10 protein-coding genes and 1 riboswitch are annotated in these 11,554 nt (G+C 73.7%); of the genes, 8 read left to right on the top strand and 2 right to left on the bottom strand.

Annotated elements, in window-relative coordinates; genetic code table 11:
- The first annotated feature begins 15 nt into the window (after positions 1-15).
- Entirely contained in the window at positions 16-1,944 is a 1,929-nt protein-coding gene (locus tag ACFO60_RS24395; RefSeq protein WP_380843815.1) for a glycosyltransferase, read from the top strand.
- A complete protein-coding gene (locus ACFO60_RS24390; protein ID WP_380843813.1) occupies positions 1,941-3,605 on the top strand; it encodes a glycosyltransferase family 2 protein in 1,665 nt (554 codons plus the stop codon). Before ACFO60_RS24395 ends, ACFO60_RS24390 begins: the two co-directional genes overlap by 4 nt.
- On the opposite strand, the gene ACFO60_RS24385 is transcribed toward ACFO60_RS24390, so the two are convergent.
- Entirely contained in the window at positions 3,589-4,491 is a 903-nt protein-coding gene (locus ACFO60_RS24385; protein ID WP_380843812.1) for a polysaccharide deacetylase family protein, read from the bottom strand. The two genes, ACFO60_RS24390 and ACFO60_RS24385, sit on opposite strands and share 17 nt — an antisense overlap.
- 252 nt (positions 4,492-4,743) lie before the next feature.
- Between ACFO60_RS24385 and ACFO60_RS24380 the strand changes: the two genes are divergently transcribed.
- From ACFO60_RS24380 to ACFO60_RS24360, 5 genes are all read left to right on the top strand, one after another.
- Positions 4,744-5,160, top strand: a complete 417-nt coding sequence (locus ACFO60_RS24380) for a DUF3151 domain-containing protein (RefSeq protein WP_380843810.1) — start codon at positions 4,744-4,746, stop codon at positions 5,158-5,160.
- A 116-nt stretch (positions 5,161-5,276) separates the two neighbouring features.
- Positions 5,277-6,560: an adenylosuccinate synthase gene (locus tag ACFO60_RS24375; protein WP_380843808.1), complete on the top strand. Its 1,284-nt coding sequence runs from the start codon at positions 5,277-5,279 to the stop codon at positions 6,558-6,560.
- Positions 6,561-6,716: 156 nt separating this feature from the next.
- Positions 6,717-7,637: a glycerophosphodiester phosphodiesterase family protein gene (locus tag ACFO60_RS24370; RefSeq protein WP_380843806.1), complete on the top strand. Its 921-nt coding sequence runs from the start codon at positions 6,717-6,719 to the stop codon at positions 7,635-7,637.
- Positions 7,638-7,897: 260 nt separating this feature from the next.
- Positions 7,898-8,740, top strand: coding sequence for a hypothetical protein (locus ACFO60_RS24365; RefSeq protein ID WP_380843804.1), 843 nt, complete (start codon positions 7,898-7,900; stop codon positions 8,738-8,740).
- Between the two features lie 146 nt (positions 8,741-8,886).
- On the top strand, positions 8,887-10,089 hold the full coding sequence (locus tag ACFO60_RS24360; protein ID WP_380843802.1) for a helix-turn-helix domain-containing protein: 1,203 nt from the start codon (positions 8,887-8,889) through the stop codon (positions 10,087-10,089).
- Between the two features lie 110 nt (positions 10,090-10,199).
- On the opposite strand, the gene ACFO60_RS24355 is transcribed toward ACFO60_RS24360, so the two are convergent.
- Positions 10,200-10,439, bottom strand: coding sequence for a hypothetical protein (locus ACFO60_RS24355; RefSeq protein ID WP_380843800.1), 240 nt, complete (start codon positions 10,437-10,439; stop codon positions 10,200-10,202).
- A gap of 241 nt (positions 10,440-10,680) precedes the next feature.
- A riboswitch (TPP riboswitch) is annotated at positions 10,681-10,792 on the top strand.
- On the opposite strand from ACFO60_RS24355, the gene tenA reads away from it, so the two are divergent.
- A complete protein-coding gene (gene tenA, locus ACFO60_RS24350; RefSeq protein ID WP_380843798.1) occupies positions 10,784-11,485 on the top strand; it encodes a thiaminase II in 702 nt (233 codons plus the stop codon). Its footprint overlaps the riboswitch before it by 9 nt.
- The last annotated feature ends 69 nt before the right edge of the window (positions 11,486-11,554 follow it).

The raw sequence follows: 11,554 nt of genomic DNA, 5'->3' as shown, positions 1-11,554 counted from the left end.
CCGGGGAGGCCGGGCATGACCGCCGCCCTCGCCTCGGCCGGGATGACCGCCGAGCTGACCCGGGGCGGCGGGAAGATCGCCGTGGCCGTCGCCGGAGTGGAGACCGCCGACCTCGACGGCCTGCTCCCCGGCGTGGCCTTCGAAGCGGCCGACGTGGACAGCATGGGCCCCGCGCCGTGGACCACCACCGAGCCCTCCGCCGTCCTGGTCGTCGCGCGCACGCCCACCGACCTGCGCCGGGCCGTGACGCTCAGCGGGGAGCTCCCCGCGGCCTCCATGGTCGGCGTGATCGTCGTGGAGTCGCCGCCATGGTGCGACGCCCCTGGTGTGCCGCTGTCGCCGGGACTCGGCCGCCGTTTCCTGCGGGACGTCGGCGTCTCCCGGTACGGCAGCACCGGCTGGCGGGTCAAGGCCCGCTTCTCCGAGCCGCGGCCCGCCGGGGAGGTCGCCGCGGCCGTCGCCAGGAGCTTCGGCGGCCACCACCTGAGCGGCTATCCACTGCCCATGGCGGGGCTGGCCGGTCCCGGCCTCGCCGACTGGCGGCCCGGCGACCCCAACGTGACCGTCGCCGACCGCCAGGGCCCCGTTCCCGAACGGTCGGGCGTGTCCACCGCCGACCTGGCCATCCGCGCCGTCCCGCCCGGGCCGCGGTGGATCGACGAGCGGGTGCCCGCCGTCGACCGCCGGCCCTCGGTCACCTGGGAGCGCATCGGCTCTCCCGGGGGGTACCAGGCGCTGGCCGGCGCGCAGTTCGCCCCGGAGGCCGTGCCGCCCGTGGACGAGCGCTCGGTCAACCCCCAGGGCTTCCTCAAGACCCCTACGCGGCCGGTCGCCGACCTCCTCCAGCGCGACGGACGCTGGGAGATCCGCCTGGAAGACCGGACGCTCACCCGCCTGCCCGCCTCGGGCGGCGTCACCGACGCCGACGTCGGCCGGCTGCGCCGCCTGCGCGGCGTCCGCGTCGCCTGGCGTCCGGCCCACACCGGCCCGATCGCCGCGGTCCGCGCCGTGACCGCCCTGGCCGCCGCCGGCGTCCCCCTGCTGTCGGACCCGCCTCCGGAGTGGGCCGCGCGGGCGCTCGGCCCTGAACTGGCCACGCGGCTGACCGCCGCGACCGAAGAGGATCTGGCCGACGACCTGCGCAGGGAGGAGCACAGCGTCCGGCTGCGCCGGACGGCCCTCACCCAGCACGGGACCATGGCGCGGTGGCGGGACCTCGCCGCCCGGTCGGGCATCGCCGTCCCGGCCCCGCCCGCGATCTCGGTCATCATGTGCACGAGGCGGGCGGCCCTGGTGCCCTTCGCCCTCGGGCAGATCCAGCGGCAGCGCGGGGTGGACCTGGAGGTCATCCTCACCCTGCACGGGGTGCCGGCCGGCACCCCGGAGGTCGCGCGGGCCGTCGCCGGCTTCGACCGTCCGATCACCGTCGTCGAGGCGGACGCGTCGGTGCCGTTCGGCGTCGTGCTCAACCAGGCGGCCCGCCACGCCGGCGGCTCGTTCCTGAGCAAGTGGGACGACGACGACTGGTACGGCCCCCATCACCTGGCCGACATGATGCTCGCCCAGTCCTATTCGGGAGCCGAGCTCGTGGGCGCCGCCTCGGAGTTCTTCTACCTGCAGCAGATCGACCTCACCATCCGGCGCGACTGGACCAGCGAGACGATGTCCAACCACGTGGCCGGCGGCACGTTCGTCGTGGCCCGCTCGGCGTTCGAGGCCCTCGGCGGCTTCCGCCCGGTGCCGCGCGCGGTGGACGTGCAGTTCTTCCAGGATCTGCTGCGGGCGGGCGGCGGCATCTACCGGACGCACGGCCTGGGATTCGTGGCCCGCAGGGCCGCGCGGGGCAGGCACACCTGGCAGGAGCCGATCGGCTACTTCCTGGCCAGGGCCAAGGAACAGTGGCGGGGATTCCGGCCGAGCCGACTGATGGAGTGGGAGCAGTGACGCAGCAGCCGACCGGGCACGCACGAGGGGCCCAGCCACGGATCCGGCACAACGACTACGGGACGCTCACGCCTCCGGAGCCCGGCGCGTGGACGCCCCGGCTGCCGGTCAGCGTGGTGATCGCCGCCTACGGCCACCAGGACAAGCTCGACCTGACCCTCGCCGCGCTGGCGGCGCAGAGCTACCCCCGGCACCTGACGGAGGTCGTGGTCGTCGACGACGGCACCTCCCCGGCGCTGCGCCTGCCGGAGATCAGGCCGGAGAACACCCGGCTGATCACCACCGAGCCCGGGGCGCGCGGACGCTCCGACGCCCGCAACGCCGGGCTCGCCGTCGCCGACGGGGACGTCGTCCACTGGCTCGACGCCGACATGGTGACCTTCCACGACGAGGTGGAGGCGCACATGCGCTGGCACCACCTCGCCCACTACCTGGTGGTCATGGGGTACGTGCGGTACGTCGACCACCGGCCCGGCGGGCCCGGCCCCGCCGAGGTGCACGCGGCCGTCAGCGCGGCGGCCACCGAGAAGCTCTTCGACGAGGCGGCGAGCGAGCCGCACAGCTGGATCGTCGACCTGGCCGAGCGGACCGACGGGCTCCGCACAGCCGGCGACGCCGCCTACCGCGTCCACGTGACCAACGCCGCGTCGGTGAACGCCCGCCTGCTGCGCGAGGCGGGCCCGCTCGACACCGGCCTGGTCCTCGGCGAGGACACCGAGCTCGGCTACCGGCTCGCACAGGCGGGCGCCGCGTTCGTCCTGGCGCCCGAGGCCCGCAGCCGCCACCTCGGCACGTCGATGATGATGCGCGACGGCGAGCAGGTCCGGCGCTACAACCAGGTCTTCGTTCCCGACCACATCCCGGTCATGCGGTGGCTGCGCACCCATCCCCGCCGCCAGTGGCTGGTGCCGTACGTGGAGGTCGTCGTCGAGGCGGAGGGCGCGACCTACGACGACCTGCGGGCGACCGTGGACGGCTTCCTCGCGAGCACGCTCAACGACATCCGGATCACCCTGGTCGGGCCGTGGGACGAGGCGCGGGAGGACCGGCGCAACCCGCTCGACAGCCCGCGCCTGGACCTGGTGATGGTGCGCGGGCTGTACCGCGGCGACCCGCGCGTGCGGTTCGCCGCGGAGACGCCCGGCACGGCGGCCCCCGTGCCTTACCGCATGTTCTGCCCCGCCGGGTGGGTGCCCGGCCCCGAGACGCTCCGGCGGCTCGTGCAGCAGGCGTCCGAGCAGGGATACGGGCTGGTCAGCGTGGCCCTCGACGAGGAAGACGAGGTGGTCACGGCCCGGCTGGAGCACACCGGCGCGTTCGCGAGGGCCGCCCTGGTGCGCGACGAGGCGGAGCCGCTGGACGCCGCGGTCGACGACGTGTCCGGCACGCGGTGGATGGACGGCAGGACGCTGGGCTTCCTCCCCGCGGCCGAGGCGCAGCCGCCCAAGCGGGGCAAGGTGGACGACCCCGCTCTCACCCGCGAGATCGCGAGGCTGCGCGCGGAGAACGCCCGCCTGACCGGCCGGCTCACCGCCATGACCGGGCAGGGCGCGGCCGCCGACGACGGCGGGGCGGACGGGAGCGCGAGCCGGGGGAAAGCCCCCCGGCCGCCGATCTCCGCGCGGCGCGGCGCCAGGGCCCTGCTCAGGCGCCTGCGCTGACCGCCATGCCGCGCGCGGCCGCGCGCGGCATGGGGCGCAGCGAGCCGCCGACGACGTCCCCGAACCGGCGCACCGTCACCCCCTGGGCCTCCAGCCAGCCGAAGAAGCCGTCGAGGACGTCCGGCCGCACGCCCCACTCGTCACAGCCGTCGCACACGTTGTGGAACTGGAAGGCGACCAGGCCGCCTCCGCGTTCCCGCGCCTGCCGCACGTACGACGTCAGGGCGTCGAGCGTCATCGACCGGCGCACCGCGGGCGTCGTGCGCAGCTCGTACGGGCCGGTCGCCCGCACGTCCTCCGCCCGCAGGCACTGCGTGCAGCGGTCGGCGGGGCCGGCCAGGCCGCCCGACCTGCGCGCGCTGTCGTACCCGCAGCCGCGGACGACGGCGATGGTCGTCCGGTCGTACATGCCGTAGGGGTAGGCGAACGAGCGGGGCCGAAACCCCATGGCCAGCAGAGCGCGCCGGTCGTCGCAGATCTGGTGGCGCTGGGCGGCCCTGCTCAGCGTGGGCAGCCGAGGGTGGGTGAGGGTGTGCCCGCCGATCTCGTTGCCCGCGCGCGCCAGCGCCTCCACCTGCGTGCGCGTGAGCCGCTTGGGACGGCCGAGGAAGCCACTGTTGATGTAGAACGTTCCCACGAGGTGGTGGGCGCGCAGCAGGTCCGCGGCGACCGTCTGGGTCGCCCAGGCGTCGTCGAAGGTCAGCGACACCACCGTCCGGCCGTGACCGGCGGACGCGCCGCCCTGGCCGCCGGGGGAAGTCGTCGTGCCCGCATCGTTCCCATGGCCGGGAACGGTCCCGCCGCAGGCCGTGACGACGGCCAGGACGGCGGCCGTCAGCGCCACGACCAGCAGGGAAGCGGCGCGCCGCGAGGCGGAAAGGGTCACGGCGGGTGCTCCTTCTCGGATCCTCGGGGCGGTGCCCGCCTCGGTGACCGGGCGGCGCCCGGGTTGATGATCGGACCGTGCCTGTGCTCGTGATCGGACCGTGCGCGCGTCGGCGATCGGGCTGTACGGGGGCGGCGATCGGGCTGTGATTGCGTCCGCAACCATTTCACCGTAGCCGACAATCAGCGGCTTCCCCACGTATCGCGGCAGGGGGCATGACCACGGAGGCCCGGCACAGGTAAGACTGTGCTCATGGAAACGCACGAGAACCTCATCGCCGGGCCACCGCCGACCCACCTGCCGGACAACCCGGAAGCCAGGGAAGCGCTGGAAGCCGGCGCCCAGGCCAGTGACGTCGCCGCGCGCTTCCCCGCCTACCCGGCGGCATGGGCGGCGCTGTCCGACGAGTACTTCGCCGCCGGACACGCCGTGACGTCCTACGCCTTCGCCCGCACCGGCTACCACCGAGGGCTGGACCAGCTGCGCAGGGCGGGGTGGAAGGGCCACGGCCCCATCCCCTGGGAGCACGAACCGAACCAGGGGTTCCTGCGCTGTCTCAACGCGCTCGCGCGAGCCGCCCAGGCGATCGGCGAGAAGGACGAGGCCGAGCGATGCGCCCAATTCCTCCGCGACAGCAGCCCGGCGGCGGTAAAGGCACTGAACTCCTAGAAAGTCCCCAGTAAGTCGCGCTTGGGCGGCATCAGCATGCTCGGGTAGTCTCTCAACGCAAGAGCCCCTGTCGCGCTTGCGCCAGGGGTTTCGTTTTTGGTGCGCGGGAGTTAACCATGCCGGCTGTCGTTCTCGTGGGCGCCCAATGGGGCGATGAGGGCAAGGGTAAGGCCACCGACCTGCTCGGCGGAGAGGTGGACTACGTCGTCCGCTATCAGGGCGGGAACAACGCCGGCCACACCGTGGTCATCGGCGACCAGAAGTACGCGCTGCACCTGCTGCCCACCGGAGTGCTCTCGCCGGAGGTCGTCCCGGTGATCGGCAACGGTGTCGTCATCGACCCCGGGGTGCTCCTGTCGGAGATCGACGGGCTCCGCGAGCGCGGCATCACGTGCGACCGGCTGCTGATCTCGGCCAGCGCGCACTTGATCATGCCCCACCACAAGGCACTGGACAAGGTCACCGAGCGCTACCTCGGCAAGGCCCGCATCGGCACCACCGGCCGCGGCATCGGCCCCGCCTACGGCGACAAGATCGCTCGTATGGGCGTCCGCGTCCAGGACCTGCTCGACCCCGGCATCCTCGGCAAGAAGATCGAGGTCGCCCTGAACGAGAAGAACCAGGTGCTGACCAAGGTCTACAACCGCAGGGGCATCGAGCCCGCGCGGGTCCTCGAGGAGTACCTCGGCTACGCCGAGCGGCTCAAGCCGCACATCGCCGACACCTCGCTGATCCTCAACAAGGCGCTGGACGAGGGCAAGGTCGTCCTACTCGAAGGCGGCCAGGGCAACCTGCTCGACATCGACCACGGCACCTACCCGTTCGTGACCTCATCCTCGCCGACCTCCGGCGGGGCGTGCATCGGCTCCGGCATCCCGCCGACCCGGCTGACCCGCGTGATCGGCATCCTCAAGGCCTACACCACGCGCGTCGGCTCCGGCCCGTTCCCGACCGAGCTCACCGACGAGATGGGCGACTGGCTGCGCACGACCGGCGGCGAGTACGGCGTCACCACCGGCCGCGACCGCCGCTGCGGCTGGTTCGACGCGATCATCGCCCGCTACGCCACGCGCATCAACGGCGTGACCGACTTCTTCCTCACCAAGCTGGACGTGCTGTCGGGCCTGGAGCGCATCCCGGTGTGCGTCGCCTACGAGGTGGACGGCGTGCGCCACGACGAGATCCCGATGACCCAGACCGACTTCCACCACGCCAAGCCCATCTACGAGGAGCTGCCGGGCTGGCAGGAGGACATCACCGAGGCCAAGTCGTTCGAGGACCTGCCGAAGAACGCGCAGGACTACGTGCGGGCGCTGGAGGAACTGAGCGGCGCCCCCATCTCCGCCATCGGCGTCGGCCCCGGCCGCACCCAGACCCTCTCCCTGCGCCCGTTGATCTGATCTCCGAGCCCCACGACCTGAGGACACCGCCGGGCGGCCCGCCCCGCCCGGCGGCGCCCCCGGCGCCTCCCGGGGCGCGCGGCGGCCCCGTCCGGAGCGCTTTCCCCGGCCCCGCCTGAAGAGGGCCGGGGCAAGCGGACGATAGGGTGCGCCATTGTGCAGGTTGAGATACACGGCCACCGGGGGGCACGGGGCCTGCGCCCGGAGAACACCCTCCCGGGTATGGCCTACACGCTGGGGCTGGGCGTCCACGCCATCGAGTTCGACGTCGCGCTGAGCGCCGACCGCCGGCTCGTGCTCACTCATGATCTGACGGTGTCACCGGTGACCAGCACGGACACCGGCCCGGCGATCCCCGGGGACCCCGAGTTCCCCTACGTCGGCAAGCCGATCCGCTCGCTGTCCCTGCAGCAGTTGCGCACGCTGGACGTTGGGGTGCGGCACCCGAAGTCCGCCTCAGACCCCTTCGCGCGCACGCAGGTCCCCATCCCCGGCACCCGCATGCCGACGCTGGGCGCCGTCCTCGCCCTGGTGGACGCCTACGGCGGCGACGACGTGCGGCTGAACGTCGAGCTGAAGTCCGACCCGACCAGGCCCGACCTGTCGGGCGACCCGCTCGAGCTCACCGAACTGGTGGTCGCCGAGCTCGACCGGCACGGCCGGCTGGGCGGCGCGGCGATCCTCAGCTTCGACTGGCGGGTGCTGCGCGCCGCCGAGAGCCTCATCGCCGCCCGCTACGCCCTGGTCGAGAAGGCGACGCTCACGCCCGAGTGGCTCACCGTCGACCACGTCGCCGACTTCGGCGGGGACGTCGCGGCGGCGGCCGCGTCGATCGGAGCCACCACCCTGTCCCCCGACCGCGTCCTGGTCGACGAGCGGCTGATGGCCGGGGCGGCGGCGGCCGGGCTGCCGGTCGTGGTCTGGACGGTCAACGACCCCGAGGAGGCCGGACGCATGATCGACCTCGGCGTGGCGGGGCTGGTCACCGACTACCCCGACCGGATGCGCGAGGTGTGGAGCCGGCGCGGCCTCCCTCTCCCCGAGCCCACCGCCGCCCTGCGCCCCACCCCCGCCTGACCCCCGCCGCCCCCGGCCTGCCTCCGCCCCCCGCCCCACCCTCCGGCCTGACCCGCGCCGCCCTGCGTCACCGCCCCCCGTCTGACCTCCGGCGCCCGCCCGGGTCGAGCGTCCGGCGTCCGGCTTTTCCCGCGCGTCCCAATATCAACTGCAGTGCCGGCGGGAGTATGGTGCGAGGAACTGAAGTGACAAAGGGCGCCCCGCGCAGCGAGGCGGGGACGTCCGCGGCCCGTACGATCCGATCTCACGGGAGGTCAGCGATGCAGGCGGAGATGTCGGCGTGGGCCGTCGAGCGTTTCGGCGAGCGCGCCGAGGCGGTGCGCGGCCGGCTCGCCGCGTCCCTGCTGGAGGCGGCGGGCAACGCGCAGGACGCCCAGAAGTCCTCCAGGAGCGACAAGCGGTACGCCTACGGGTCCACGCTGATGGCCCGGCGCTACGAGGCCCTCGTCGACGGGTTCAGGAACGAGCCGGGGTTCCAGGTGGTCCGGCCGCACGGCTCGCCGCACCACCTCGTCGTGCTCGACGGCAACCTGCTCCTGCCGTTCCGCTACGCCGATGACGACACCACGCCGATCAGCGAGGCCCGGGTCGGCGACGGCCGGGTGTCGGCGCTGGTCCGTGAGCTGTTCACCCGGTTCGGCCCCAAGACGCGCTACCACCAGGAGGTGCTGGACCTCGATGGGGACGACGAGGGCGAGGCCGCCGGGCTGCGCGAGCTGGCCGAGGCGCGCCCCCTGCTCGCGCGGCTTCCCGCCGACACGCGACTCATCCCCGTCGCCTACGCGGCGAACGCCCAGGCCAGCCTCCTGAAGCTTTACTGGGGCGAGGCAGAGCTGATCGACGACATGGGCCGCGTCCACTGGGTCCACTGCGAGCAGATCCCGCTGCTCACCGCCTTGCCGTGGGTCCCGCAGAGCGTCCCGGCCGCCGAGCCCGACCTGGCGTCGCGGTTCGACCAGATCGCCGAGCCCGGCCTTCCCCTCAGCAGCCGGCCCGAGACTGAACGCGCCAACGGCAGGCCGTTCCCCGCGGACGGCGAACACGGCGAACATGGCGAACATGGCGTCGAGCCTCCGTCCGCCGATGCCGCAGAGCGTGCCTGACCGGCGACCACAGCACCGGCCTGCCGCGACCAGCACTGGTCCGGCCCGGCCCGTGACCACCGCATCCTCACCATGACCACCACCCGGGCTCGGCCCGCGACCACACCGCATCCTCACCACGACGACGAACCGGCGAACCGACGACCGTGAGAACGACGATCAATGACCGTGAAGGCGGCCGGGGCCGGCGCCCGGCGAGACGGCGCGGCACCCCCGGCGGCGAACCGAGCCCGCAGGCCGTGGCCGACGGCTTCGACCAGGCCAGACTGACCCAGGCGCGACGGCTCGCCGGGATGACCAAGAAGGACCTCGCCGAGCGCGTCGGCGTGACCCCGGCGGCGATCGGCCAGTACGAGACCGGCATGACCCACCCGCGTCCCGACCACATCCCGCGCCTCGCCGACGCCCTCGACGTCCCCCCGGCGTTCTTCTTGTCGGGACGGCCGCACGGCAAGCTCGACGGCTCCACGGCGCACTTCCGCAGCCTGCGCTCCACCCGCGTGCACCAGCGGGCCAAGGCGGTCGCGTTCGTCGAACAGGTGTGGGAGCTCACCCACGCGCTGGAGAAGCGCGTCCGGCTTCCCCTGGTCGACCTGCCCGGGTTCTCCGCCGGCGAGGTGCACACGGGGATCGAGCCCTCTCGCGACCCGGCCGCCGCCGCTCGGGCCCTGCGCGGCCGGTGGTCGCTCGGCACCGGGCCGATCGGCCACCTCGTGCGCCACATGGAGGCGCACGGCATCGTCGTGGTGCTTCCCCCGCCCGACGAGGACGCCACCACGGTGGACGCGTTCTCCACCTCGCACCTGCCGCGGCCGATCGTCGTGCTGACGGCCAACCGCTTCGACGACATCCACCGCTATCGCTTCACCGCCGCCCACGAGCTCGGCCATCTCGTGCTGCACGGCGACACGGCGGCGGGCGACGTCCAGCAGGAACGCGAGGCCGACACCTTCGCCGCCGAGTTCCTCACCCCGCGCGACAGCATCATGCCCGAACTGCCCCGCCGTCTCGACCTGCGCAGGCTCGCCGAGCTGAAGAACACCTGGGGCGTCTCGGTCGACTCGCTGCTCTACCGCTGCCGCGAGGTGGGTCTGCTGTCGGACTCGTCGGCCGGGCGCGCCTACCAGCGGCTCGCCGTCCTGCGCGACCAGCCGGGCTTCGCCGGCGAGCCCATCACCGGCTACCCCGGTGAGCACCCCGCGCTGCTCCGCCAGGCGTTCGACCTGGCCGCGGCCGAGACCGGCCTCACCATGCCCGCGCTCGCCGCGCAGCTCGCCTGGCACCTCCCCCGTGTCCGCGAACTGCTCGGGATCCGCGACCAGCGCCCGGTACTTCGCATCGTCCCCTGAGCAGCGCCGGAGAGCCGCCCGGCCGGCTCGGGGGGACGGGCGGCGCAGGGGTCAGGGAGCGTTCGGCGGGCATCGGCGCGGTCTCCGGGGACGACGTGGCGGCGCTTGGCTCATCTCGCATTCCTGTCGGTGGCGGTCTCGTCGTCGGCCCAGAAGTCCATCAGCTCTTCGGCGGTGAGCTGGTGCGGCGGGCGCCGCGGCGGGGTGCGTCCCGTGCGGACGGCCCAGGTGGTCACCAGCAGCCCGAGAAGCTCTTCGTCCAGCCGGGTCTGCCTGGCCTTCGGCGTGGCGGCGCGCGCGGGCCTGGCGGCCGCGCGGGCGGTGCGGGTGATGGTGGCGAAAGACAGCATCGACTTCTCTCTTGGTGGGGTGAAGGGGTGCCGAACGCACGATGGACGACGCCTCGCGGGGCCACGACCGAACCGAACATCTCCGGATGCCCCCGGAGCTTATGGCTCAGCACCGACGTTTCCGGGGCGCCTTCCCGGCCGCGCGCACCCCGCCCCGCGCAAGCCGGCTCGCCGAGCTCGCGCGGAGCCGGGAGCGCGGGCGTTCCCGCTCGCCGGCGCCGACGGCCTAAGCTCGACCGGACGAGTAGAACGCGGGAGTCCGGCGCATCGGGCTGAGAGTGCGGCTGAGGCGGCCGCAGACCGCTCGAACCTGACCGGGTCATGCCGGCGTAGGGAGTTGTTCCATGGTGACGTCCGAGCCCACCGTCTCGGGGGAGCGTCCGCGGCCCTACAGCGAAGAGCTGTGGGAGGCCATCACGCCCACCTACAAGGCGATCCTCGACCACCCGTTCATCAGAGGGCTGGTGGACGGGACGCTGCCGCGCGCGGCCTTCCGGCACTTCGTCGTGCAGGACTCGCACTACTTGCGCGACTACGCCCGGGCGCTGGCCGTGTGCGCGGCCAGGGCGCCGGACGAGGACGACGTGCGGGCCTTCGCGAGCGACGCCGTGGGCGCCATCGCCGCCGAGCAGGAGATGCACGCCGCGTTCATGGCCGACCTCGGCGGTTCCGCCGGGCAGGCCGCCGACCTGCCGGTCGGGCCGGCCACCCGCGCCTACACCAGCTACCTGCTGGCCACCGTCTACGGCGGGTCGTTCCTGGACGGCCTGGCGGCCGTGCTCCCCTGCTACTGGATCTACGCCCGCGTGGGCGAGGCGCTGCTGGCCGAATCGTCACCCGACCCGCTGTACCGGCGGTGGATCGCCGCGTACGGAGACGAGGCCTTCCAGAGTGTGGTGCGGCGGGTGGTGTCGGTGGCCGACCGCGCCGGGGCGGAGGCGACCGGCGGCCAGCGCGCCCGCGCGCTGGAGCACTTCGTCACCACGGCACGCTACGAGTGGATGTTCTGGGACGCCGCCTGGCGCCAGGAGACCTGGCCCGTCTGAGCGCGGGAGCCGGTCGGGGGCGGCGCGTCCGGGCCTGAGCGGCCCGCGGCCGTCCTCGGACGGCCGGGC

The organism is Sphaerisporangium dianthi, assembly GCF_042654065.1.
GTDB lineage: Bacteria > Actinomycetota > Actinomycetes > Streptosporangiales > Streptosporangiaceae > Sphaerisporangium > Sphaerisporangium dianthi.
This window is presented reverse-complemented; position numbering and strand designations above follow the sequence as displayed.

Bases quoted from the DNA above. Each gene is read 5' to 3' on its own strand.
- ACFO60_RS24380 (WP_380843810.1), top strand. From the start codon at position 4,744: ATGGAAACGCACGAGAACCTCATCGCCGGGCCACCGCCGACCCACCTG.
- ACFO60_RS24375 (WP_380843808.1), top strand. From the start codon at position 5,277: ATGCCGGCTGTCGTTCTCGTGGGCGCCCAATGGGGCGATGAGGGCAAG.
- tenA (WP_380843798.1), top strand. From the start codon at position 10,784: ATGGTGACGTCCGAGCCCACCGTCTCGGGGGAGCGTCCGCGGCCCTAC.
- ACFO60_RS24365 (WP_380843804.1), top strand. From the start codon at position 7,898: ATGCAGGCGGAGATGTCGGCGTGGGCCGTCGAGCGTTTCGGCGAGCGC.
- ACFO60_RS24395 (WP_380843815.1), top strand. From the start codon at position 16: ATGACCGCCGCCCTCGCCTCGGCCGGGATGACCGCCGAGCTGACCCGG.
- ACFO60_RS24355 (WP_380843800.1), bottom strand. From the start codon at position 10,439: ATGCTGTCTTTCGCCACCATCACCCGCACCGCCCGCGCGGCCGCCAGG.